The organism is Thermosporothrix sp. COM3, assembly GCF_059696735.1.
The window spans coordinates 1,230,491-1,255,318 of the sequence record NZ_AP019376.1 but is presented as its reverse complement, the minus strand read 5'-3'; the positions used below and the strand labels follow the sequence as shown (position 1 = coordinate 1,255,318).

The window sequence follows — 24,828 nt, the reverse complement described above, 5'->3', positions numbered from 1 at the left end:
ATGTGCACACAGTCCCGGATTGCCCCTCTCACAGGGTATCAGGTGGCCATCTTCGACGTTATTGCATCACTGGCGAGATAACAGCTTTCGCCATCTCAATAAGGAACAAAACGCTTTCACGAGTTGCGGCGTCTGCTCCCTCACGCAAGCGACGCCTCCTGACTCATCAATTACGCGAACTCGAGCATATTCTACTGATTGTATCTGAGAAGCCCTTGAAAGTGGCATATGCGCTTTCTGGTTCAGGACAGAAAATAGCTCCGCTGTTGCTGCAATCCTGCCTCTATGGCCGGTGGTATTGCGAACAGACCGGCATCGCCTTTGATTGGCCGCTCATCGATGAAGAGGCCCAGGGGCAAATAGGATCACCAAAAAGATCTGCACGATAAAGACTCTCTAGAAGCCCTTCATCGTGCAGAAGTGGCTCACGCACGCCTTCAGTGCTGCACGGCATGCGTGGCGTGGCGGCGCTTCATCCACCAGAGGATCATCAGACCGATACCGTTGACCAGCACCAGCCCGAAGATCGTGTTCCCGAGCGGGGCCCATCCGTTCTCACCCGTGAGGAGCAGCGTGAGCACTACTTTTCCGATCAAGGTCACATTCAAGGCAATCAGGCCAAGCTTGAGCGAATGCTTCCAGAACGCAACTCCCACAAACCCGACAAAGAGCGCCGCCACCCCAAGCGTTGCCAGTGCCGTCAATGGGCTGCTCAAGAGCTGTTTTTCCAGTTCCAGAACCACCTGCATCTGTGGGTCGATCTGCTCGGGAGCCGGGAACCAGACCATGCTTGAGGTCATGACGAGAAAGGTGATAACCAACCCTTTCCAGCTTCGCCTGTAGGCAAAGTAGGCCAGCAAGATCAAAAAGATCGGACGAATATACCAGCTCAACGGATTCAGGTGACGCTCAAAAGCCCAGTTCAGGAAATCATAAAATGTATTCATGCTCGTTTCTCTTTTCTTTCTTACCTGTCTTTTCAGGCTACTGGTGGTCACTCTCGGATGTGGACCGGGTCAGAGCACTGGCAACCGCATCAAAGAGGAGATCGGCCACCTCAGGATAGATGGTTGCGCCGATATCGTTCTTATGGACCGCGATCAGCATGGCGGCCCGCATGACACCGACAATCACAGCCGGGTCTTTCTCGATCAGGTGCCCGGCCTGCTGCTCCTGCGCGACAAAGGTTAGTAGCGGTTCGACATTGCGCTTGAGCTTCGAGGCCATAAACTCCGGGGTCACTTTGCGGGCGACCATCTGAAGCTCATCGGGGTGCGTCGAGAGCCGCTGCATCAATGGATTGGAGCCAATGATCTCCGTCATCTCTTGCAGATAATTCTTTACAGCCTCACGACTGTTTCTCGCTCTCGCAACAGCGCCCCAAACACGCTCTTCCAGCTCTTTGCCATCCTGCTCCAACAATTCAAGGTAGAGCTGCTCTTTCGAGTCGAAGAAGAGGTAAAAGGTGCTCTTCGCAACCCCGATCGCTCGCGTCAGATCCTCAAGTGAAGTCTTCTTCAACCCATGAATCACAAAGTGCTGGCGAGCCGCTACAAGCAGTTGCTCACGCAGGCGCTCTTTTTCTTCAGGCCGAAACGAGGGCATTCCGTGTTCCTTTCTTTTTGAATCTATAAAAACAATTTCTCTTTTTTGTTTTCCTGGTATGAATATACCACGCTTCCACCCCGCTGCCAAGCATTTTTCAAACCAGAAAAACAATTTCTTCCTTTTGTTTTTATTCAGAGAAGGCAGGCGTATACCAGCGCATGCGGACACGAGCCTCCCGTGAGCAGGCCCGGGCTGCTGCAAGCATCCATATGTCGAAATGGAGCGCAAAATATGAGCTTGACACCAGGGTATATACAGTGGTATGCTGAGAACAGAAAATACCACCGTATATACCACACTCACAGAGAAAGGGGCTGTATGCCATCAAGTAAGGATCGCCAGCGTGTCGAAATCCCGGTCTACCTCTATGAGCAACTGGCGCGAATCGCCGAGACGGAGGATCGCACGATTACCAGTGTTCTCAACCAGCTCCTGTTTCAGGCATTACAGAGCTATCAACCGACCTGGATTCCCGGTAAACACCTCAGTCGCTTCAATGAGCACGCCCGGCATGTGCTCTCACTCGCTCGTGAGGAGGCCCTGACTTTCAATCACGACTTTATCGGGACCGAACACCTCTTACTGGGCGTCTTACGCGAACAAAAGGGGATTGCTGCTCTGGCACTGGAAAAACTGGGCGTTACCCCTGACGCCGTCCGGGCCGCGGTCGAAGCGAAGATCGGGCGGGGAGACGAGCCGGTCCAGGAGGACATTGACTATGTGCCCCGCGCCCGCAAGGTTCTCTCCCTCGCAATGGACGAAGCAGAGCGACAGGGAAGCGCCTATGTGCGCACAGAACACATCTTGCTCGGCATCGTGCGTGAGGGAGGCGGCGTCGCTGCCGATATTCTCGATACGTTCGGCGTTCTGGGGAAAGTTCGCGAACAGATTTCCAGGCTCCTCGGGTAGCAACAACAAGGAGGAAAACGCATGAGTCCATCTAGCAACATCTGGACAGGAAAGGCCAACAGTTATGATCGGGCACGCCCGACACCACCGCCAGCACTGCTTGATCTCCTAACGCAGCTCATCGCGACCCCACAGCCCGCCCTGGTGGTAGATCTGGGAAGCGGAACCGGGCTGTCAAGCGCTGTCTGGGCTGATCGAGCACAACGCGTGATCGGGATTGAGCCCAATGCCGACATGCGCAAAGTAGCAATGCACAAGCTCAAGCTCCAAAATATTCCCGCTACGGCTCATATCGAGTATCGCGAGGGTGTGGCCCATCAGACTGGCCTACCTGACGCATGTGCGAATATCGTCACCGCCGCTCAGGCGTTCCACTGGATGGAACCAACGTCAACGCTGGCCGAGGTCGCCCGGATTCTGCGCCCTGGAGGACTCTTCGCGGTATATGACTATGATTGGCCACCCCTCATCCACTGGGAGCTTGATCGGCTCGGGCAGGAGATGGGCGAACATATGGTGAAACTCGTCCAGCAGCGCGGGCTCGTTCAGGACCTGTCTATCTGGCCGAAGAGCAAACACCTCGACAACATGCGCGAGTGCGGCCATTTTCGCTTCACCCGTGAAACCTGGCTGCACCACACCGAGCAAGGAGACGCAACCCGCTTTCTGGAGATGATGCAAACCAGTGCATTTAGCGGCCTCTCCAACTTCAGCGAACAGGAGATCGGAATTGATCGGCTCAGACAGGCCGCACAACAATACATCGGGCCCGAACCGATCCCCTGGTATATGAGCTACCACGTCCTGCTCGCCGTCAAATAGAGGCAGTGGTCTATTGACGAGAGGAAGAGGGCCCATCATGCGCCATCTGCAAGGTGGGCTTTCATTCCAGATCGTGGCACACTGAGATCATGCATGGCCACCGGCGATTGGCTGGAGCTGTTTGAGGAAGAGGCGACCGGGCGTCAGCGCAAGCACCCGTTCTCGAAGCAGGCAGGCAACAGGGTGTTCCCATTGCGCCACCGTTCCGATCATATGCGATCGAGCAAGCACCCCGTTGGCATGCTTCAGCCGCTGCTGCTGATAGAGCCGCAATGCCTCGGGAAGAGCATGAGCCGCACGGAGCGCAGCCGCCAGCGCACAGGCATCTTCAATCGCCTGACAGGCCCCCTGCCCCATGTTCGGCGTCATCGCGTGGGCAGCATCTCCTAGCAGCGTCACCCGCCCCTGGCTCCAGGAAGCCAGTGGAGCAAGATCATAGATGTCATTGCGTAAGATTGACGCGGCCTCGGTCGCCTTCAGCAGCTCGCTCACCAGCGGGTGCCATCCCCTGAACAGGGTCAGGAGATACGAACGGCTCTCCACGCTTTCAGCCTCATGCTCCGCCATGTTGCACGAGACAAACCAGTACACCCGATCTCTCGTCAGCGGCGCGATCCCAAAGCGCAGCCCGCGTCCCCACAGTTCCCCCATCAGTTCGGGCTTCACGCCTGTTGCCACGCCACGCCAGGCCGTGTACCCCGCATAGCGCGGCTGACTTCCGGGAAACAACTGCTGCCGCACCTGCGAATGAATGCCATCAGCCCCGATCAAGAGACACCCACGCACGCGTTGCCCGTTCGCGAAGATGCCAGTCACCCCATCCTCATCCTGCTCGAAGGCGATCAATCTGGCACCGCATTCAATGGAGTCCCTGCCAACAGCGTCGCGAAGCGCGGCCAGAAACTCCGCCCGATGGACCGCCACAGGTGGCGCTCCCAGGTGCCGCGTCATCTCATCCGGCGAAAGCTGCATCAGTTGCTTGCCACGAGCGGTATAGAAGCCGATTGGCAGCGCGTCGGGCCTTCCGAGATCCCGCACGATATACTCAAGGCCAAGCTCCCGCAACGCTCCAAGCGCGTTCGCCCAGAGCGTCAACCCGGCTCCGACCTCCTTCACCTCCTGAGCCCGCTCAAAGACCCGTACGGAATAGCCCGCCTGCCGCAACGCGAGCGCCGTCGTGAGGCCGCCGATACCAGCACCAATAATCAAAACGGGAAGATCGCTCATCTTTTTTCTCCTTGTGGTTCCATCCCACGTAGTTGCAAGGCAAACGCCTGCCGCAACGCCGCTCCCTGCGCCTCCTCAAAGGAAAGCTGACCGCTGAGCCACTGGCACAGGATCGCAAAATAGAGCGCGAAAAAGTTCTTGCTTGCCTGCTCCACAGAGACATCTGGCGCAAGCGCTCCTTTATGCTGAAACTGCGTCAGAAGCTCGGCGAGCTGCTGCCCGAAGCGCTCAATCTGCTGTAATGCCTGTTCTCTATATCGCTGTGCCTGGGCCTGTAACGCGACCACCTGAACATAGACACGCGCGTTCTCCGGGTGCTGCTGATAGAGGCGGAAGAATGATTGAAACAGGCAGACAAGCGTATCGAGCACGTTCCCCTCCGGTGGCAACAAACGAAATGCCTGTTCAATTGTCTCCTCAAGCATCTCATTATAGGCCAGCAGCAATAAATCCTGCTTGTCCTTCGCATAGAGAAACAGGGTGCCGCTCCCCACCTGTGCCAGTGCTGCCACCTGTCGGGTTGTGGTCGCCTCAAAGCCCTGCTGCATAAACAGGTGCCAGGCGGCCTGCTGAATACGTCTCAGCTTCTCCTGCTTGTTTCGTTCACGTAGGCCAGACATGTGGCCCTCCTCTCAGAAAAATGAACCTGGTCAAAATTGAGCACGTTCATATTATATTCGGGACAAGCGATGCCTGTCAAGCGGAAAAAACAGGACTGCTTGTCTCTCACCCACCTTTCTGCTATACTCAGGCCATGTTGGGATGTTGGGAATAACCGACCATATAAAAAAGGAAACGCATGCCAAAGCCACCGACTCACGTGCTACTCTGGAAGAATCAGAGCTACGTCTTGCAAACCCCGAATCAGGCGCCACTGGTCATCCAGCCAGAAGACGAGACCATATGGCAGAACTGGCTTGAAACCCATACATCTTTCTCCTTTCAAGGTCAATACGGAAATCTGAACGTGTATAAGGAAACACGCTCGCGTGGCTCTGGCTACTGGTATGCATATCGCGGGTACGCCGGTCGCATTCGGAAACGCTATCTCGGACGGAGCGCGGCGTTGACATTTGCCCTTCTGGAAGAGGTTGCCCGTGTGCTGCAAGAGCCTCCGCAGACAAGCGCTTCTTCCACTCCAGCACACCACCCCCCCGCAAGTGATACCCGCCTGTCGACGGTCGTCACCAGACTATCACCGCCACGGCTTCCCTCCACGCTGGTGAAACGGAACCGGCTACTTCTGGCCCTGGATAGCGCCCTCACTCGGCCCCTCACCCTGCTTTCTGCTTCCGCCGGTTGGGGAAAAACCACCCTGCTGACGGCCTGGATTCATCACTCCCGCAGCCGATACGCCTGGGTTTCACTTGAGGAACTGGATAACGACCCTATCCGGTTCTGGATCACGATTATTTCCGCCCTCCGAACCTGCCTGCCAGGTGTAGGTGCGCGTGCGCTTACCCTGCTGCAAACCACCACTCCCCTGACAACCTGTATCACGGCTCTTCTCAACGAGCTGGCTGAAAGCACCGGTGAACCGGTGGTCCTCATTCTGGATGACTACCATGTGATCGAGGAGCCGGCAATTCATACATCGCTGCTTTTCTGGCTGGAACATCTGCCTCCCACGCTCCATCTGATCCTTGCCAGCCGCATTGATCCAGAATTTCCGCTCTCCCGGCTTCGCGTGCGCGGCCATCTGGACGAGCTCCGTGATAGCGACCTGCGCTTTACCCGCGAGGAGACCCATCACTTCCTCACGCAGTGTATGGGCCTGATGCTCTCGGAGGATGAGAGCGCCGTGCTGGCAACGCGTACCGAGGGCTGGATTGCCAGCCTGCAACTGGCCGCCCTCATTCTTCAGAAGCAAGTCAACCCGGCCGCCAGCCTGCACACGCTCAACGGGAGCCATCGCTTTCTGCTGAACTACATTCGTGAAGAGATCCTGGCGAACCTGCCCCAACAGCTTCAGCTCTTCCTGCTGCAAACAAGCGGATTGAGCCGTTTAAATACGTCGCTCTGCAATGCCGTTACCGGGCGCAATGACAGTGATCTCCTGCTGGAACAGGTGCTCGGCGCCAATCTCTTCCTGCAAGCACTCGACGGGGAGCAACAATGGTATCGCTATCACTCGCTCTGGGCGCTCTCGCTGCAACACGAAGCCCGTCACCGCCTGGGAGAGCACGCCCTGCGCGAGCTTGCCAGCCGAGAAAGCCGCTGGTACGAGGCGCAAGGTCTGCTCCCTGAGGCTATCGAGGCGGCCATCACTGCCAGAGATTACGCGTTTGCCGCCGAACTCATCGAGCGCCTTGTGACCGTTCAGAGCTTTCGCAATCCCTATTCGCTGTTGCGGCGCTGGTTGGAACAGATCCCTGATGAGGTGTTCACCCCATCGCTCCATTTCCTGCATGCGGAGACGCTGCTTTTTACCAAAAAGCGGCAGAAGGCCGCTGGCTTCAGACAAGGGGATGGATGGCGCAGGAAGCAAGCAGCGGCAGGACGTTCCCCTTCGCTTGACAGAAGACAATCGTTGTGTGAGGATACGCGAAGATAGTGAGGACGAACAAGGAGCAAGGGATGCTGATCTCCGAATACAAGCTCGATGGGTCGAAGGCGCAATTCGCCGCCATCGAGGAAGCCATCCGCACCACCCAGTTCATTCGCAATAAGTGCCTGCGCCTCTGGATGGATGCACGTGGCGTCTCCAGGAATGATCTGCAGCGGTATTGTGCTGTGCTCGCCAGACAGTTCCCTTTTGCGCTCTCCCTCAACTCTCAGGCCCGGCAAGCTGCCGCTGATCGGGCGTGGGCTGCCATCTCCCGTTTCTATGAGAATTGCAAGAAGAAGAAACCAGGAAAGAAGGGCTCTCCTCAGTTCCAGCACGATTGTCGCAGTGTCGAGTACAAGCAGACGGGCTGGAAGCTGGATCCTGATGGGGTACACATTCGCTTCACAGATGGCTGCGGCATTGGCCGGCTGCGCCTCATCGGCTCTCGTGATATCATGGCCTTTCCCCTCTCACAGATCAAGCGGGTACGACTGCTCCGGCGGGCCGATGGGTATTATTGCCAATGTGCGGTGGCGGCCACGCGACTCGTTGAGCATCAGCCCTCTGGCAAGCAGGTGGGCATTGATCTGGGGCTGCGTGCCTTCTTCACTGACTCCGAAGGCAACACCGTGGCTCCTCCTCAGTATCTCCGCAAGGCGGAACGGCGGCTCAAGCGGCTGCATCGTCGGCTCTCGAAGACGCAGAAGCGCAGCCGCAATCGGCGCAAAGCCCGTCAAGCCCTCAGCAAAGCGTCTCTCAAGGTGCAACGGCAGCGCGAGGATGTCGCCAGAAAGCAGGCGAACGCGCTTGTCTCGTCTCACGACGTGATTGCCTACGAAGCCTTGCAGATCCGTCATCTCGTCAAGAACCGTCATCTGGCCAAGAGCATCGCTGACGCGGCGTGGGGTCGCTTCCTCTGGTGGGTGAATTACTATGGCACGCTGCATCGTGTTCCGGTGATCGGGGTGGAACCGGCCTATACCAGTCAGGACTGTTCTCGTTGTGGACAACGAGTGAAGAAGAGCTTGAGTGTGCGTACCCATCTGTGTCCTGGCTGTGGGCTGCTCCTCGACCGCGATCACAATGCCGCCTTGAATATCTTGCACAAAGCGCTACAGGGTACCGTCGGGCAGACGGGAACCGACGAGGGTGTCTCGTCGAACGCTTCTGGACAGCCTGCCGCTACGCGTCGTCGCACTGCGGCGCCGCGCAAGCAGGCTGGATGAAGGAAGAATCCCCGGCCTTCAGGCCTGGGGAGTGTCAATATCGGGGACGAGGCACTCATCATTCATGCAGGCAACGTCGTGATTGTCCCTGCCAACACGCCACACCAGTTCAAGAACTCAGGAGAAGAGCCACTTCAGATGCTCAGCATGCATCCGAGTGAGGCCGTTGTTCAGGAATTCCTCGACCGTTAACCACACACAGACAGGAAGTGCCAGCGCTGACACTTCCTGTTTTTTTGGCCTCCACATATTTTTCACCTTGACCAGAGAGCACCCTGCATGGTACAATCTGAATGTGATTTTGATTAGTTGATCAAAAATTTGAACGGTCAATCAAAAGAAAAGAGGACATCGAGAGAGTTCATACAATGGATGAGAAAAAGCGAGACGACAAACCATCATTTATCACGGAGGCTCGAAGGGCACAGATTATTGATGCCGCCATCACCACGCTGGATGAGATCGGCTTTGCGAACGCCAGTCTGGCCCAGATCGCCAGAAGATCAGGGATCAGCACTGCGCTCATTTCCTACCACTTCCATGACAAGCAGGATCTGATGATTCAGACGCTGCAAGCGCTCCTTATCGCAAGTACTACCTATGTACAGGAACGCGTGCGCGCGCAGAAGACACCTCGTGAGAAGCTTGAAGCCTTTATCACCGCCAGTCTGGCCTATCAGGGAACGCACCCCAGGCATAACGCGGCGCTCGTGGAAATCCTTTTCAATGCACGCACACCGGACGGCATCCCCTTCTATAAGCTGGATGATGATGAGGCGGACCCGCTGAACCACGAACTTCAACAGATCTTGCAAGAGGGACAGCAGACAGGAGAGTTTCGCGCTTTTCATGTCGTCGTTATGGCAAGCGCCATTCGTGGAGCCATCAGCGAATATATGCTCACGCCGAACCTCCTGCGCGCTGTTGACCTGGAAACCTATACAACCGAATTAGTCACCATCTTCAATCACATGATTCTTTCGGCACCCTGAGAACCACCAATGCGAAAGGGATACCTATGCATCCATTCACCGACACGCTTGAACAGAATCAGCTTCCGTCCGAGGAGCGCATTCATTACGCAAAGAAGGTTTTTTTTGAAGAGCAGACGGTTCTCTACGCACTTTTGCTTGTAGGGTTGATAGCTCTTCTCGTCTGGCATACGCTGAATCCGCAACTCACATTCGTCAACTCTCTGCTCCTCCATCTCTTGCCGAGCATGGTCAGCGATATGCTCAGACAGCATCTGTCAGGGCCGCTGCAATTGAACAATCTCGGCCTCTGGCGCATCATTGATTACCTTGTCGCGGCAGTGCTTGGAGTCCTCTTCCTGCTAGCCTGCCTGGAGAGCATCCACAACTCTCTTAACCCACACGCTCAGTTTCTCATCTTACGCCCGGATGGCTTCACGCTCAAGACAGACGAGAAAAAGCCAAAGGTTATCGAGTACCAGGCCCTGTCTGATCTCTTCGTCGATACCAGCAAAAAGGATGAGCTGAAGGTAGTTGTGGTCCACAAAAAGACGAATGAGGAGCAAGAAATCACACTGGATGGGCGCTTTGGAAAACCCCAGCGGTTGTCTCGCGCTATCCTGAACGACTTTCAAGTCTATCAACAAACGCAGAAATAACAGAAAGGGACCACTCGCCATTGGTGGTCCCTTTTCTCCGTTATGATTACTGCTACGCCTTGAGTCCCGTCATCGCGATACCCTGAATCACGTAGCGCTGTGCCAGCAGGTAAACGATCAGCACAGGCACGATTGCGATCACCGAGCCCGCCATAACCAGCGTCCACTCGGTCGCATACTGGCCGCGAAACTGGTTCAACAGCAGCGGCACCGTGAAGTTCTCGGAGCTATTGAGCATAATCAAGGGCCTGAAGAAGTCGTTCCACTGACTCAGGAACGCGAAGATTCCGAGCGCGGACAGCGGAGCCTTCAGCAACGGGAAGATCACCCGCCAGAAAATAGCCCAGCGACTCGCTCCATCGATGATCGCGGCCTCTTCCAGCTCGGTCGGCAGTCCCATGATAAACTGACGCATCAGGAAGACGCCAAACGCGCTGAAGAGCGACGGCGGCAGAATCAGCGAGAGCAGATTGTCCAGCAGATTCAGCTCTTTCATTGTGAGAAAGATCGGGATGATCGTCAACTGGAACGGGATCATCAGCGTCGCCAGAAACAGGAAAAAGATGATATCCCGCCCCGGGAAGCGCAGCCGGGCGAAGGCATAGCCCGCCAGCGAACACGTGATAAGCTGACAGAGCGTGACCGTCACCGCGACAAGCGTGCTATTCCAGTACGCGAGATGGAAGGGAAGCGCCTGCAACGATTGCGGATAGTTCTCCCACATAATCGGGTCGGGAATCCATGTCGGCGGGATACTGAATGCCTGCTCGGTCGACTCAAACGACGAGACCAGCATCCACAGGAACGGCGCGACCATAACGACCGAAAAGACGATCAGTACAACATGCAGCAGAATGGTCAGCAATAGCCCGGAGCGCCGTTGTTTTGGTCTGGTCCGCACGCTCGCAGCGCCCTCATGGTGTAGTGCCTTTTGCATCTCCCTTTTCTCCTCCTTACATTTCGTAATGCACCCAGCGGCGCTGAAGCCGGAACTGGATCAGGGTCAGAACCATCAGAATCAGAAACAGAATCACAGCAACCGCGCTTGCGCTCCCATACTGGGAGGACTTAAAGCCCAGGTTATAGATGTGATAGACCATCGTGTAGCTATCTTTTCCGGGGCCGCCATCGGTGAGAATAAAGGTAAGATCAAAGACCTGAAACGAGTTGATGACAGAGATGACCGTTGTAAAGAAGATCGTCGGCGTCAGCAGGGGCAGCGTCACCCGCCAGAAGGTTTGAAAGCGGTTCGCGCCATCGATACGCGCCGCCTCAAAGTAGGTCTGCGGAATGCCTTGCAAGCCCGCCAGGAACAGCACAATGTTGAAGCCCAATCCCTGCCAGATACCCACCATCGCAAGTGAGGGAATGACATATCTGGAATCGGTCAGCCAGCCAATCCCATCAATATGAAACCAGCCCTTCAACAGGTTGTTAATCAGGCCAAGATCGCTGTTGAGCAGCCATGACCAGATCACACCCACCGCGACCGAGCCCGTAACATAGGGCATAAAGTAGAGCAGACGATAAAACGACTTGCCCCGCACATTGTTCAGCGCCAGCGAGAGCATCAGCGCAATAAACAGGCCAATAGGCACCGTCAGAACTGTATAGTAGACCGTGCGCGCCAGCGCAATCCGTAGATCATCGCCGGTAAATTGATCGATGAAATTCTGAAAGCCAACGAAGTGAATGTCTCCGAGCCCGTCCCATTGGGTCAGGCTCAGAACAAACACCGAGATCAACGGAAAGATCGAGAAAACCAGCATGCCGATCAACTGTGGCAGGATAAAGGTATAGCCCCAGAAGACTTCTTTCTTCTCCTTCTGACTCCATCCACGCCGCTGCTTTTCTGCAACCGCCTTTCCATGCAATTGTACATCCATCCGGGTAGCACCTTTCCTCTTCAAAAACGTGCATCCTCTTCAGAAACACGCTATTTGATTTTTTCCATCGCCTGCTTGATGCGTGGGTTTGCTTTGGAGGCGAAATCGGCCAATGTGGTCTTGATATCCTTACCCTGAAGCCAGACAGGATCAAGGGCGGTCTTAATATCGTCTGTGAGTCCGGGGGTATTGGCCTCAGCCGGGAAGAGTGCATAGCCTGCGGCGCGGGCGTCGAGGAGGTAGTGCGCATGCTCGGGGTCGTTGCCTTCGGTCACCAGCGGATCCAGCTCTTTTGAGCTAAGCGAGGGGACGGCATTTCCATTACCCTGCAAGCGGAAGTGCTGTCCATCTTTTGAAACAAAATTGGTCAGGAAGTCGAACGCCTTATCAAGCAGCTTCGTCTTCTTATTGATGACCATGTATGCCAGCGCGACCGGTGCAGGTGCGATCTTGCCAGTCGGCGACGGATACGGCACGCAGTCATAGCGCAGGCCCTTCGAGAGCTTAAAGGTTGGCAGATTCCAGCGTCCTACCGCGATAAAGCCGGTCTGACCACTGATGAATGCAAGATCGGAGCCCTGCCCTTTCGGAAGACTGCCCGCATAGACAACCACCTTCTCGCGGACCCGCTGCGTCAGCCAGTTCAGCGCATCCATTGCTTTCAGATCATCCTGGACGATGAGATCACCATAGCCATCTTTATCGTAGACTTTGCCGCCGTTGACCGTACACCAGGCCCAGTAGGCCGTGGATGACGATTCCATCACATAGCCGTACTTCTTCTTCGCCTTGATCCGCTGTATCATGTCATCAAAGGCCTCACGCGTCCATTTCCCTTGCTCGAACAGGTCAGCGGGCATCGTGGTGATTCCGGCATCTTCCAGCACCTTCTTGTTATACCAGAGCACCAGCGGGTTACAGTCAACGGGCACGCCGTAGATCTTGCCGCTTAGTGTCTTTGCCGCGCCCCACAGGCCTGCCTGGAAGTCAGCTTCCTTCGACTTACTCTTGTCGCTGTTGAGCAGGTCGGTCAGCTCAACAATGGACTGGTTGGCCACCAGCTTTCCGATGTCTCCATCACCGACATAAAAGACATCCGGTCCCGCGTTCCCGTTCAGTTCGGTTTGAATCTTGGTGAAATAGTTGTTGTTCGCAGAGGGGATAAAGTTGTAGCTCACATTCGCATTGTGGGTCTTGTTGTAGTTCGCGGTGAAATCTTTGAAACGCTGGATCTCGCCTGTATTAGCCCAGTTTGTCCAGCGAATATCTCCGCCCCCGTTTCCGCCGCCGCCGCCGCAGGCTGCCAGCAAGGTTTCAAGGCCTGCAACGGAGATACCGAGCGCCGCTGCTCGCTGCATAAAGGCCCGACGATTCACTGCGTTCAGTGGTGTGCGTTGAGACATATTCATGATTTCTCCTCCCTGTTCCATAGGGTCTTTCAAATACTCAGATCATCCTCGTTCTGAGGAAACGCATGTCTGCTCTCATCCAGATCCTTCCCTGTGAGCCAGAAGACATGCTGTCAAGCTTATGTGACGTTGAGGAAATGAATGAAACGCTTGTATCAAGCGGTAAACGATTACCGCTTTCTCTGAACAACGACGATAGGACCGGAGATCCTTCTTCTTCTCCTTTCGCTGTGAGCAAGCATGAGCTAGTCGGGAAATGATGAAGGAATGGGGAAAAGCGATGGCGGGTCATCCAGCGCATAGAGCGGGTTCATATGAAGCAAAGTCCGATGTTGTTGAGTGATCCACTGTGACAGAGTGAACGCAGGAAAGAGCCGACGCTGCATATTCAACCTCCATTGGTTCAGAGCGACTTATTTCACTCACTCAAATATGTTATTGACAACTGTACCTGAAAATTTGCTCCATGTCAATATATTTTCTCCCGGGGGAAAATGCCGTCCGGTTTGCTCACACTCCTGCATAGAACCGTTCTTGCTTTTGCCCATCTCTCAGACCCACTCTTGACAAACTGGACGGACAACAAAGTATACTTATTTCTGTGAAATAATAAAGTTTCGCACAGAATCAAGCCCTCTCATCCCACACCTGTGGATACACGTTCTTCAAGTTTCTGCCAGAAGAGAGAAAAGAATCAGCGAGGGCTTCTTTTCTGCTGCATGACTGGCCATCCTATAGGGCCTCAGCCGTCTTCTCGAGCTTCTGGAAGCAGCCGAGGAACATTGCCGGAGTACGAACCTCGATCATTCCCACCTCACCGAACTCCAGCGAGCTGCACTCTTCATCAACAATTCGTAGCTCGACGCCATGTACGGGATGTCCCACCCTTCCCTGAGTATGCAGCGGATCAGCCGGAATCTGGGCTGCAATCATTCCCCGCTTTGCTGCACCCGTACACCTGCCTGATCTCTTGGCCGAACACCTCCGGAGGGATATTGAAAGGCAAACACCTCGCCGGACCTGCGTTCAATCGGCTCAATGGTAGCCTCTGCCTCAGTCTGATCGCCAGCAATCTCATCTACGCTCAGAAAACGCAAGTGAGGAAGCTCGGCCCGTAAGATCTGGACAGTACGGGCCGGGCCAACAATGCAGGGAGCCTCCGGCTCAGCCTGAAGCTCTGCCAGTCTCCAGCCTCCGATTATCCGGTTCCCCTGGGGCCACCCGCAGCCAGAAATATCTGCACACACTCAATCGTATTCACCAACAGGAGCACCAGCGTCTCGCGGGGCTGTAATCCCCTGTCTTCGCAGAACAGTGGCCGCGTGGCGAACTCGCTCCAGCAACTGCTGGTAGCTCAACACGTTTTCGTCCAACGCAAGCGCGGGCGACGCGAAATGTTCACTGGCCTGACGAAGCAAGAAGTTGCGCCAGAGAATCAGGCGTTGCATCAACCATGTACATCGCTCACCTCAAATTCTGGCAACTGGTGTTGAAAGTAGAGACGATAGAGCTCCTTGTAGTGCTTTCCGCTTTGAAGCAGGGTCTCGTGCGTCCCCTGCTCAAGAATCTGACCCTTTTCCAGTACAATAATCCGATCCGCTTTGTACACGGTCGGGAGACGGTGAGCAATCACAATCGCGGTTCGCCCTACCAGGATCGTATCAAGCCCTTGCTGAATCTGGGCCTCTGTCAGAGGATCGATGCTGGCTGTCGCCTCATCCAGGATCACAATCGAGGGATTCTGAAGCATCACCCGGGCTAGTACAACCAACTGGCGCTGTCCAGCAGACAGATTTTTCCCTCGCTCTCCCACAGGCGTATTCAGGCCCTGAGACAGTTGCCTCAGCCAATCTCCGCCCGCGATACTCCTGGCGGCAGCCAGAACCTCCTCATATCTTGCATCTGGCCTGGCATAATGAATGTTCTCTCCGACCGTACCTGAGAACAGGAATGGCATCTGAGGTACAATCCCGACATGCCTGCGGTACGCCTCCAGGTCAAAACTTCGAATATCCCTCCCATCAATCAAAATCTGCCCGCCCTGGAACTCGTAGAGACGCGCGATCAGCCGTGTGATGCTCGACTTGCCAGCCCCTGTATGCCCGACCAGGGCCGCCGTTTCACCGGCATTGATCGTCAGGGAAAGCTTTTTGAGAACCGTCTCGCGTTCATTGTATTGAAAAATCACGTCCTTAAATTCAATCTGCCCTCGCAGTGCCATGAGCGGCTGACACTCCGTCTGATGGAGATGCGAGCGCGTATCGATTAATGAGAAGACCCGTTCCCCGGCCGCCAGGCCCTGCTGGAACTGGCTCCAGAAAGAGGCGATGCTGGTAAGAGGGTTCCAGAAAAGCTGTACCCCCTCCAGAAACAGGAACCATTGCCCGGCAGAGAGGCTCCCCAAATACAGGGCGTGTCCACCAAAAAAGACGATGGCAACGGTCCCCAGCCCGGTACAGGTCATCAGGAAGGGAAAGATTCCTGTGTAGATGGCGTTCATCCGCAGGGTCACGATGAACCACTGCTGATTGGAGCACAGCATATCCTCATAGATATTCTTCTCCTGCCGAAAGTTCTTGGCGACTGCAATTCCGCTGATCGTCTCCTCAATGACTGCGTTTAGATGGGCAAGTGAGCGTTGCTGTGTCCGCGCCAGTTGACGAGCAAACCTGCGAAAAGCGAGCGTGATCCCTACGATGAGCAGGGCCAACACCAGGGTAATCAGCGTCAGGCCGACATTCATGCAGAGCAACACGATAAGCAAAATCAGGAGCAGCAGGAACTGGCTGAGCACGTTCAACACCATCGTCATATTCGACCCGAAGGCCGTTGTATCCGAGGTGATCCGACTGACAACCGCCCCGGTCGAGCGTTCATCAAAGAAGGACATATCCAGGGACATCACTGCTTGAAAGGCTTCCAGGCGGATCTCTTGCACAATATCCCCTACCAGTTTTGCCCCCAGCCGCTTCTGTATATACCCGCAGACCCAGAGACCGAGGCCCGCCGCGAGAATCGCGCCAATCAGCAGACCTTCCTCCGCGGCTGAGTGGCTTTTCACCACTCTGTCGATTCCATTCGCAATGAGCAAAGGCGAGAGCACGCCCAGGCTCGCGTTCACAATAATGATTGCGACCACAGCCGCCATCGAGAGAAGATGCGGCCTGAAGCACTTGCCGATTCGCTGTAAGAGCTGCCGATCCGTGTAGATACGATCATAGGCCTCGGGATTCAGCCCCGCCAGTATATGTGCCATAACAATCTCTTTCCTTTATGGGACTACCTATTGAACGTCTGGCGCTGGTGTGGTAAGCACCTGCTCTCCCGCCTGAGCGCGATGCAGCCGATAGTAGGGAGCAAAAATATGCTGATAGAGTGGGCAACGCATCAGTAGCTCTTCGTGAGTTCCCTGATCCACCACCTGCCCCTGGTCAAGCAGCAAGATGCTGTCGGCTCGGCGAATCTGAGAGAGGCGATGGGTGATGAGAATCGTTGTGCGCTGAGATAGCACGCGGCGGATCGCCCGCTGTATCTCCTCTTCGGTAACGCTATCCACTGCACTAGTCGAGTCATCCAGGATCAAGATGCGAGGATCAGTCAGCAAAGCCCGGGCAATGGCCAGGCGCTGGCGCTGACCACCAGACAGGGTGACTCCACGTTCTCCCACCAGCGTCTGGTAGCCATCCTTAAATGCAGAGATAAAGCCATGAGCCTGAGCCGCCTGCGCTGCCTCCTCGATCTGCTGTTGACTGACCGTTCCACCTGTACCAAAGGCGATGTTATCGGCTATTGAGCGCGAAAAGAGCAACACGTCCTGTTCAATAATTCCGATCTGCGAGCGGAGCGTATCCAAATTCCAATTCTGCACATCCACCCCATCGAGCAGGATGCGCCCGCTGCTCACATCATAGATTCGATTGATCAGCCGGGTTATCGTGGTTTTGCCAGACCCGGTAGGCCCCACTAGTGCCAAAGTCTGCCCCGGCTTCACCGTGAAAGAGATATCCTTTACAATTGGCGTCCCTTCGTACTCAAAAGAGACATGCTCGAAGACTAGCTCACCTTGAAGCCGCTCTTTATGGCCTTGCAGGTTTTCATCCAGCCCGGTCTGATCCCGCAGCACATCCAGAATTCGCCGTCCGCTTGCCAGCCCCCCCTGGAGCAACAGAAGGCTAAAACCTATATCTGCCGTCGGCGCACGCAGCAGGCCAACCAACCCAAGATAGGCAATCAGATCACCGACCGCCAGCGCGCCATGCGTCACCAGGTAGAGGCCATGAATAAAGGCTCCAGCAATTGCGAAGGAGAGCAGCAGGGGTGGCAGGTAAGCAGCCTGAACACGTCCCTGACGCACAAACAGGTCTCGAAAACTCCTGACCAGTTCAGCAAAGCGACGCGAGGCCTGGTCCTTCTGGCCCGTGATCTCGATAATCTCAAAGCCTGCGACCGCCTCCGTCGCCTCAGCAGTAAGCAACCCATTCTGTGTCCGCATCTGGCTTGAGACCGGAGCCAATTGCTGATTATAGTAGACAATTGCCAGAATAAACAGGATCATGAAGACGATTGGAGTCAGAAGCAGAACTGGATTGATAAAGGCGATAAAGATCATTGGCCACACAAAATTGAGGAGCGTGTTCAGCAGGATATCCAGTCCTGGAGCAAACATCTCGTTGATCTGCGTCGTATCATCGGTGGCACGCGCCATCAGGTCTCCTACCTGGTGACGATTAAAGAACGCCTGACCCTTCCCCAGCAAGGAGAGATAGAGTTCATCACGCACTTCACGCTCAATCGAGTTTGAGAACCGCTCCAGTGAGTAGTTAGAGCCGATACTGATCCCTCCCCGCAAAAGAACTATTACCAGCAGAGCAAGTACAAGCCAGGTAAACGTACTCAACGAGGGTGTACGTTGCAGGATGCTATCAATCGCCAGGCCAGAGACCCTCGGAATGGCCGAGGCCAGCGCTTGCCAGAGCAAGCTTCCGGTTAGATAAAGCAGAAAGAATAGCTTAAAACGAGCAATATGTGATAAAAGCCAGCGCCAGACATTAGTTTGATTGAAGACATGCTTTCGGGCAGTTGAAAACTCCAGGGCCATTATCTGTACCTCATTTCCAGGAAATATCGTCCACCCCACCAGGCTCTATCCCTCGACAGATCAATGCAGGAACCGTTGTTCGTACTGGTTCTCGTTTGATAGCAGGTAGAAATATATCAACTAATCCTTTAGCTCCCTCTGGAGCTCCCGCATTCTCAAATGACGTTCCACCGCTTGTGAGTATTTTAACTTCCTTGCAAAGCTTTCACACAGACTTATTGATATCTTTAGATTATATCAATAATAATTCCTTGTTATGCTCCATTCACATGGAATGGCTTTTCGCACTGGACGAAGCCACATCACGACAAAACTAGTTATAATCGTTTCCCGCCTGACTTCAGAAGAATTTCTCCTGAACAAGGAAAATGATATAAAGCAGATAAGATAGGCTCTGCATAAAAAGCGCACTATGAATCCATTACTACTCTCGATAAAAAAATATCGTAACACAACCTTAACTACTTTACAAGCCCTTAGTAATGTTAAAATGATGGACAGGGAATTAGAACTTGTAATAATTTAGCGGCGCTTTTTTGCCACAATTGCAGATATTTTACATCATGATCACCTGTTGTCCCAGGTGCGGTGTGAGTACAATTTGCAAGAGGAAGTAGGGCAGAGTCACGCATGTTGTCAACTCCATGATTGCCTGGATTGGCACTTGTAGATGCAAGTGCGCTCTATTGAAGAAAAGCCAATGGATGCTGCTTCCAGACTAGCCGGGTCGCTTTCAGCAGTAACTCATAGCCCTTAAAAGCGAAGGGAACTTCCTGCCTCTGAGAGCCTCCTGCACCATCCATCCCCTTGTCTGAAGACAGGGGCCTTCTGCCGCTTTCTGATAAAGCTGGTTTTGCCGATATTTTGATGAAGTTGAGTGCTTCACTGTGACAGAGTGAACGCAGGAAAGAGCCGACGCTGCATATTCAACCTCCATTGGTCCAGAGCGACTTATTTCACTCACTCAAATATGTTATTGACAACTGTACCTGAAAATTTGCTCCATATTAATATATTTTCTCCCGGGGGAAAATGCCGTCCGGTTTGCTCGCACTCCTGCATAGAACCGTTCTTGCTTTTGCCCATCCCTCAGACACACTCTTGACAAACTGGACGGACAACAAAGTATACTTATTTCTGTGAAATAATAAAGTTTCGCACAGAATCAAGCCCTCTCATCCCACACCTGTGGATACACGTTCTTCAAGTTTCTGCCAGAAGAGAGAAAAGAATCAGCGAGGGCTTCTTTTCTGCTACATGTTTGCAAGTTGAGCTATTCTTTCGCAAGTTGAGGCAGCCCCATACACCAATCAATGGAGATGATTTGAGCACTATGGGAGAGGAAAAAGGTAGCAATGACAGTACCACGCACTGGAAGCAAGCGCCTGTTACGCGATCTCAATCAGAGCATTCTCTTCAATCTGATTGCAGAGGAACAGGCTATTTCACGCACACGGCTGGCCGAGAAAAGCGGGCTCCCGGCAGCCACCGTCACCCGAATTATCAGGGAGTTCATCAGCGCGGGTCTGGTCATCGAAGTGAAAATCGAGGCCTCGAGTGGAGGACGACGGCCTGTCCTCCTCAGTATCAACCCTGCCGCTGGCTACACGGTCGGCGTCAAGCTGCGCGAGAACGGGATGACGATGACCATCTGCGATCTACGCGGCTCGATCATTCGGGATTGTGAGCAAACATTTCCCGGCGGCACGTCCCCGCAACAGATCATCGAGCGCATCTCAATGACCATGAAACAGCTTGTAAGAAAGGCGGGGCTCTCACTCAGACAGATTCTTGGCCTCGGGGTCGGGCTCGGCGGCCTGATCGACTCTGAACACGGGATTTGTCGCTATTCTCCGCTTTTAGGCTGGCACAACGTTGAGCTTGCTCCAGCGCTGCAATTCCGGCTGCACGTTCCGGTCTGCCTTGACAACGATGTCAACACGTTGGCGATCGGGGAACGTCTCTTCGGGCAGGGACGCGGGACACAGAACTTCTTGCTTATCACCATCGGGCGCGGCATCGGCATGGGCATTATTATTGATGGCAAGATCTATCGTGGAGAATACGGAGGCGCGGGCGAGTTCGGACATATGACCATTGATCTCAGTCCTGATGCCCCGCGCTGCATCTGCGGAAAGCGTGGCTGCCTGGATGCCGTCGCCTCATACTATGGCATCCTGCAAGCGGCAACGCACCGCGATCCAGGCTACCGGGTTCGCGAGGAGATCACCACCCTCATCGAGCAGGCCCGGGCAGGCGACACGGCGCTTCAAGCGATCTTTCACCGAGCAGGTGAGGCTCTGGGAATCGCCATCGCGAACGTGATTACCCTGTTTGATCCTGAGCGCATCGTCATCAGCGGAGAAGGCATTCTTGCCGGGGATTTATTGCTCAAGCCGCTGCAAGAGGCTATTCCGCCGCATATCTTCGGTCCGCCGCGCGAGCGCGCTCTGATCTTCACGCCAATCAAGGAGACCGATTGGGCGCGGGGAGCCGCCTGCCTGATTTTGCAGCGTGTCTTTCAGCCGCCCATCTACGAAGATGACGAGTATATTCACCCGTTTGATAGCCTGCTCACACAGCGAACCAGCAGGTAGGGGAACGGAGTGTTCCCGAGCACGAACCTACGCCTATGGAATGATTGGCAACACGACAAACGAAGGATGCTCACGGTCGTGCAGGATCATCTGGTGCGCGGTGAGCAGCTCCGCATCAGCGCCGAACTCGTGGCCCGTATTGGGGTTGCGATCCCAGCGCGGGAAGCTGCTGCTCGTGATATCCAGGCGAATACGGTGTCCCCGCTTGAAGAGGTTGCTTGTCGCCCAGAGGTCAATTTCGTACTGATAGGGCTTTCCGGGCTCGATCAGTGAGGGCTCCTGCCCTGGATGCCGATAGCGTGCGCGAATGATGCCATCCGTCAACGGATACGCGGTTCCGTCGGGGAAGACATCGACCAGACGCGCCACAAAATCGGTATCCCGGGCGCTTGAAGCTGCCCACAGCGTCACCTTGATCGGGCCTGTCACTTCTACATCTTCTTCAAGCGGCGCCGTCGAGTAGACCAGCACGTCATCTCGCCGTTCAAGCGGGCGCTGGTCGATCGGCCCACAGCGCCAATCTGGCCCCATGAGAAGTGGCCCGCCACATGTCGGCACCGGATCGCGAGGATCGTAGCTATAGGAATCGGGCTCCTCATCCTCGGGCAACGCGGTATTCAGCGTGCCATCACCGTGCAGCGTGTTGGCATGCCCGTTGCTATGCAGGTAGAAACGCGTCTCGATCGCGCGCGCAAGCGGCCATTCCTGCTCGTCACGCCAGACATTCGCGCCCATCACAAAGAGCTTCACCGGAGCCTCGTTCGGCATCTCCGCTCCCTTCAGTAAGCGATCAAACCAGCGTAGCTGCTGTCCCATCAGATCGGCATTCGCGGCAAGCCCGAAATTGCGATCCCCCTGCACGCTCGACGAATCAAGGTGCGTCCAGGGGCCAACGGTCAACCGCGCCTGCCGGGCCTCTTCAGTGCTCCCATGCTTCCGCAGGAAGGTGAAGTTGTCAAGCGTGCCCTGCAAAAAGATATCGTACCAGCCCGCGATATGCAGCGTTGGCACCGTCACTTCTTGCAGGCGATGGCGCGGGGAAAGCTGCTGGAGCGCCTCCCAACGGGGACCATGCCGCAGCACGTCCAGCAAGAAACCGCCCCGTTCCTCGGGTGCAAAAGGCGCATAGTCCTTGAGTGGAAGCGAGGTCACACCATCGGACAAGCGGTCAATATCGGTACTGAGCCGCTGCACCTGGGCGGCGAACCGCTGTGCATCTCCATGCTTGCGGTAGTTGCGCTCAAACGTATCGAACCAGAGCGGCAAGCGCCAGTAGCTCAATAAACCCAGTTCCAGCGCTCCCCCACGAAACAGGAAGCCATCGGTGATCTCGAACCAGGTCTTCGAGGGAGCAGCCGCTTTCAATCCCGAGGGCCGCTGAAACAGCGCCGCAAGCTGCGTAAAGCCGAAGTACGAAATCCCATACATGCCCACCTGCCCGTTACTGAAGGGAAGCGAGGCCGCCCACTTCACCGTATCCTCGCTATCAAGATGCTCATGGGCGAGGTTATTTATATCCCACTCGCCTTCCGAGGCAAAGCGCCCGCGTACATCTTGCAAGATCACCACATAGCCCTGTTGAGCCGTGCGCACCGGGTCCAGATCAATCAGGACATCCGCCCGGGGGATATCTTTGCCATAGGGACTCCGCATCAGCAGAACCGGCCAGCGGCCTTCTGCCGGACGGTAGATCGTTGCGCGCAGCGTAGTGCCATCGCGCATCACCGCAGGAACATCAACCTCAACATGAATATTCCTTTCCATACTCCTTTTTCTCTCTTTCTGTATCGAATGAAGGACGTCAGTTTGTCCTTATGAAATGCTCTATTCAGATCGAACCAGACGCGTACACCAGAGGGTCAGGGCCAGTCCAAGCACCACAAAGATCAGTGAAACCAGCGGGACCGCCTGCACTCCTCGCGTCAGGGCCAGCCCTCCCAGAAAGGCAGCCGCCGCATTTCCCAGATTCGAGGCGGCAACATTGAACGCTGAAGCCAGACTGGAAGCCTCTCCGGCCTGCTTGATCACGATACTCTGGATCGGAGCAATCGTCGCGAAGCCCGCACACTGCCAGACAAATAACGCTCCCACCGCAATCACCTGACTGCTGCCCAGGAACAGGAAGAGCGTCAACAAGAGCAACTGAAGCATCTGCCAACCAAGCAGAGAAGGATACAACCACCGGTCGGCCAGACGACCACCGAGCAGGTTTCCACAAAATGAGCCCACGCCGAAGATGAGCAGCAGCACGCTGACTATTGCGGGCGCAAACCCCGAAACCTGCTCCAGCAGCGGGACGACATAGGTCAGCAGCGCGAAGATACCACCACAACTGGTCACAGTCATCGCCAGCGGAAGCAAGACACGCCCACGGAAGAGCTGCCCGAGCGGCACGCGTTGCGGCTGCAGCTTCGTTGCCGGGAGCAAAAGCGCGATAGCCAGCACCGAGAGGATTCCCAGTCCCGTCACGACCAGAAACGGCATCCGCCAGCCGAACTGCTGCCCGAGCCATGTTCCAAGCGGCACACCGCCCACCGTCGCCACCACAAACCCGCCAAACACCAGCGCGATTGCCTGCGCCTGCCGCTGGGGAGCCAGTTGAGCCGCGAACACGTAGCTTTCGCCGAAAATGATCCCATGTACCAGCGCCGTCAGAAAACGCACCAGCAGCAGCACGGGATAGTCAGGCATAACCAGATGCAGCGCGTTCCCGATGACGTAGAGCAGGAGCGCCCCCAGCAGGAGCGGCTTCCGGGGCAGGCGGCGCGTTCCGAGTGCCAGTAGCGGCGCACCGATCACAACCCCGAGCGCGTAACCAGACACAAGCATCCCTGCCCCTGAGAGCGGCACGTTCAGATCATGCGCGATATCCGGCAAGAGCCCGATAGGCAGTTCTTCTGTCATGCCGATAGCCGCCGGGGCAAGGGCCAGCGAGAGCAGCGCCAGGCGGTTCATCAGTGGAGAGACAGGGTTGACAACCTGCTCGGCTGCCTCTTCCTGCTTCATCGCCCCACCTCCTTCACCACCGGAATCTGCACTTCCGCGATGCTCGGTGCTCCCTCCTCATGGGTCAGGAAGATCTCGCGACGCGGCCAGCCCTCGACCATCTGATAGGGATGCGCCTCGATCCAATTCGCCAGATCGGCGCTGGCAGAACAGGTGCTATGCAGGTGGCATTCATGCATGAGCGTAGCAACCTCGGGCAGTGCCGGGAGCCGATGCACCGTGATTCGCTCGGTTTCGCGTACCTTTCGTGGGATCGGACAGGCCACCTCAAGATCAGTGGCATCCTCACACTCCTCACACCCATGCCAGAGCACCAGATGCGGGAGATTCGCTACTGAAGCGACGCCATGATGCACGAGATAGGCGTCAAGCTCCTCAATCAACAGCGGGATCGAGGACGCAGCCGTACGTACCCGGATAGATGCTACCAGTTGTTCATCAACTGATTTCAGCACGACCTCTTGCTGTGCGACGGCGCTGCCCTCACGCTCAATCTGACGCAGCCGCCCCTCGATCCGGGCAAGCCGGGCCTGCTCTTCCGCGATCAACTCTTGAAGCTGCGCCTGCTTGAGCCGGAACATACCCCGAATCTGCTCCGCTGGAACCTGTTCATCCAGCAGGCGCACTATCTGTTGCAGGGTAAAGCCCAGATCCTTAAAGGCCATGATCCGATTCAGTCGCAACAGTTGATCAGCCGTGTAGTAGCGATACCCGGTCCAGGGGTCGATATGGGCAGGCTTGAGCAAGCCAAGCTGGTCGTAGTAGCGCAGGGTCTTGACCGACACCTGACTGAGCTGTGAAAACTCGCTGATTTTAAACATTTCAGAGCGCCTTTCTAGCGGTTTCAGATCACAGCCATACT

The 24,828-nt window shown here is 55.4% G+C and carries 25 protein-coding genes; 9 read left to right on the top strand and 16 right to left on the bottom strand.

Annotated features, from left to right (window positions below):
* Positions 1-2: 2 nt before the first annotated feature.
* Positions 3-389, top strand: a complete 387-nt coding sequence (locus tag KTH_RS05395) for a winged helix-turn-helix transcriptional regulator (RefSeq protein WP_497616975.1) — start codon at positions 3-5, stop codon at positions 387-389.
* Positions 390-437: 48 nt separating this feature from the next.
* Here KTH_RS05395 and KTH_RS05390 read toward each other — a convergent pair whose 3' ends face one another.
* Together KTH_RS05390 and KTH_RS05385 are read right to left on the bottom strand one after the other, a co-directional pair.
* A complete protein-coding gene (locus KTH_RS05390; protein ID WP_497616973.1) occupies positions 438-947 on the bottom strand; it encodes a hypothetical protein in 510 nt (169 codons plus the stop codon).
* A 37-nt stretch (positions 948-984) separates the two neighbouring features.
* Complete coding sequence (locus tag KTH_RS05385) at positions 985-1,605, bottom strand: TetR/AcrR family transcriptional regulator (protein WP_497616971.1); 621 nt, start codon at positions 1,603-1,605, stop codon at positions 985-987.
* A 321-nt stretch (positions 1,606-1,926) separates the two neighbouring features.
* Here KTH_RS05385 and KTH_RS05380 point away from each other — a divergent pair, with 321 nt between their 5' ends.
* Together KTH_RS05380 and KTH_RS05375 are read left to right on the top strand one after the other, a co-directional pair.
* Entirely contained in the window at positions 1,927-2,517 is a 591-nt protein-coding gene (locus KTH_RS05380; protein ID WP_170142670.1) for a Clp protease N-terminal domain-containing protein, read from the top strand.
* Between the two features lie 21 nt (positions 2,518-2,538).
* On the top strand, positions 2,539-3,339 hold the full coding sequence (locus KTH_RS05375; RefSeq protein ID WP_497616968.1) for a class I SAM-dependent methyltransferase: 801 nt from the start codon (positions 2,539-2,541) through the stop codon (positions 3,337-3,339).
* Between the two features lie 87 nt (positions 3,340-3,426).
* On the opposite strand, the gene KTH_RS05370 is transcribed toward KTH_RS05375, so the two are convergent.
* Positions 3,427-4,566 carry an FAD-dependent monooxygenase gene (locus KTH_RS05370; RefSeq protein ID WP_497616963.1) on the bottom strand — a complete coding sequence of 380 codons (1,140 nt, stop codon included), beginning with the start codon at positions 4,564-4,566 and terminating at the stop codon, positions 3,427-3,429.
* The gene (locus KTH_RS05365; protein WP_497616958.1) at positions 4,563-5,186 is read right to left on the bottom strand and encodes a TetR/AcrR family transcriptional regulator; all 624 of its coding nucleotides are present in this window, start codon (positions 5,184-5,186) and stop codon (positions 4,563-4,565) included. Before KTH_RS05365 ends, KTH_RS05370 begins: the two co-directional genes overlap by 4 nt.
* A 179-nt stretch (positions 5,187-5,365) precedes the next feature.
* On the opposite strand from KTH_RS05365, the gene KTH_RS05360 reads away from it, so the two are divergent.
* The 5 genes from KTH_RS05360 (at position 5,366) to KTH_RS05340 (ending at position 9,970) form a co-directional block, all read left to right on the top strand.
* Complete coding sequence (locus KTH_RS05360) at positions 5,366-7,120, top strand: winged helix-turn-helix domain-containing protein (RefSeq protein ID WP_497616955.1); 1,755 nt, start codon at positions 5,366-5,368, stop codon at positions 7,118-7,120.
* A 23-nt stretch (positions 7,121-7,143) separates the two neighbouring features.
* The gene (locus tag KTH_RS05355; RefSeq protein WP_497616953.1) at positions 7,144-8,340 is read left to right on the top strand and encodes an RNA-guided endonuclease InsQ/TnpB family protein; all 1,197 of its coding nucleotides are present in this window, start codon (positions 7,144-7,146) and stop codon (positions 8,338-8,340) included.
* A gap of 78 nt (positions 8,341-8,418) precedes the next feature.
* Positions 8,419-8,532 (top strand): hypothetical protein, encoded by a 114-nt coding sequence (locus KTH_RS05350; protein WP_497616951.1) that lies wholly within the window; start codon positions 8,419-8,421, stop codon positions 8,530-8,532.
* A gap of 176 nt (positions 8,533-8,708) precedes the next feature.
* Entirely contained in the window at positions 8,709-9,332 is a 624-nt protein-coding gene (locus KTH_RS05345; protein ID WP_497616949.1) for a TetR family transcriptional regulator, read from the top strand.
* A 26-nt stretch (positions 9,333-9,358) separates the two neighbouring features.
* Positions 9,359-9,970: a hypothetical protein gene (locus tag KTH_RS05340; protein WP_497616947.1), complete on the top strand. Its 612-nt coding sequence runs from the start codon at positions 9,359-9,361 to the stop codon at positions 9,968-9,970.
* Between the two features lie 52 nt (positions 9,971-10,022).
* On the opposite strand, the gene KTH_RS05335 is transcribed toward KTH_RS05340, so the two are convergent.
* From KTH_RS05335 to KTH_RS05295, 9 genes are all read right to left on the bottom strand, one after another.
* The gene (locus tag KTH_RS05335) at positions 10,023-10,907 is read right to left on the bottom strand and encodes a carbohydrate ABC transporter permease (protein ID WP_497616945.1); all 885 of its coding nucleotides are present in this window, start codon (positions 10,905-10,907) and stop codon (positions 10,023-10,025) included.
* 16 nt (positions 10,908-10,923) lie between these two features.
* Positions 10,924-11,856 (bottom strand): carbohydrate ABC transporter permease, encoded by a 933-nt coding sequence (locus KTH_RS05330; RefSeq protein WP_497616943.1) that lies wholly within the window; start codon positions 11,854-11,856, stop codon positions 10,924-10,926.
* A 50-nt stretch (positions 11,857-11,906) separates the two neighbouring features.
* Entirely contained in the window at positions 11,907-13,259 is a 1,353-nt protein-coding gene (locus tag KTH_RS05325; protein ID WP_497616941.1) for an ABC transporter substrate-binding protein, read from the bottom strand.
* Between the two features lie 251 nt (positions 13,260-13,510).
* Positions 13,511-13,651 carry a hypothetical protein gene (locus KTH_RS05320; RefSeq protein ID WP_497616939.1) on the bottom strand — a complete coding sequence of 47 codons (141 nt, stop codon included), beginning with the start codon at positions 13,649-13,651 and terminating at the stop codon, positions 13,511-13,513.
* A 346-nt stretch (positions 13,652-13,997) separates the two neighbouring features.
* Complete coding sequence (locus tag KTH_RS05315) at positions 13,998-14,198, bottom strand: hypothetical protein (RefSeq protein WP_497616936.1); 201 nt, start codon at positions 14,196-14,198, stop codon at positions 13,998-14,000.
* Complete coding sequence (locus KTH_RS05310) at positions 14,195-14,512, bottom strand: hypothetical protein (protein WP_497616933.1); 318 nt, start codon at positions 14,510-14,512, stop codon at positions 14,195-14,197. Before KTH_RS05310 ends, KTH_RS05315 begins: the two co-directional genes overlap by 4 nt.
* A complete protein-coding gene (locus KTH_RS05305; protein ID WP_497616930.1) occupies positions 14,513-14,713 on the bottom strand; it encodes a hypothetical protein in 201 nt (66 codons plus the stop codon).
* The gene (locus KTH_RS05300; RefSeq protein WP_497616927.1) at positions 14,713-16,521 is read right to left on the bottom strand and encodes an ABC transporter ATP-binding protein; all 1,809 of its coding nucleotides are present in this window, start codon (positions 16,519-16,521) and stop codon (positions 14,713-14,715) included. The genes KTH_RS05305 and KTH_RS05300 overlap by 1 nt, the downstream gene beginning before the upstream one ends.
* Before the next feature lie 27 nt (positions 16,522-16,548).
* Positions 16,549-18,363, bottom strand: coding sequence for an ABC transporter ATP-binding protein (locus KTH_RS05295; RefSeq protein WP_497616925.1), 1,815 nt, complete (start codon positions 18,361-18,363; stop codon positions 16,549-16,551).
* A 1,355-nt stretch (positions 18,364-19,718) separates the two neighbouring features.
* Between KTH_RS05295 and KTH_RS05290 the strand changes: the two genes are divergently transcribed.
* Complete coding sequence (locus KTH_RS05290) at positions 19,719-20,960, top strand: ROK family protein (RefSeq protein ID WP_497616922.1); 1,242 nt, start codon at positions 19,719-19,721, stop codon at positions 20,958-20,960.
* A gap of 33 nt (positions 20,961-20,993) precedes the next feature.
* On the opposite strand, the gene KTH_RS05285 is transcribed toward KTH_RS05290, so the two are convergent.
* From KTH_RS05285 to KTH_RS05275, 3 genes are read right to left on the bottom strand one after another with little or no spacing between them, the layout of a single operon-like run.
* Positions 20,994-22,724: a CocE/NonD family hydrolase gene (locus KTH_RS05285; protein ID WP_497616921.1), complete on the bottom strand. Its 1,731-nt coding sequence runs from the start codon at positions 22,722-22,724 to the stop codon at positions 20,994-20,996.
* 60 nt (positions 22,725-22,784) lie between these two features.
* Positions 22,785-23,966, bottom strand: coding sequence for an MFS transporter (locus tag KTH_RS05280; RefSeq protein ID WP_497616919.1), 1,182 nt, complete (start codon positions 23,964-23,966; stop codon positions 22,785-22,787).
* Entirely contained in the window at positions 23,963-24,787 is an 825-nt protein-coding gene (locus tag KTH_RS05275) for a MerR family transcriptional regulator (RefSeq protein ID WP_111323629.1), read from the bottom strand. The genes KTH_RS05280 and KTH_RS05275 overlap by 4 nt, the downstream gene beginning before the upstream one ends.
* Positions 24,788-24,828: the final 41 nt, after the last annotated feature.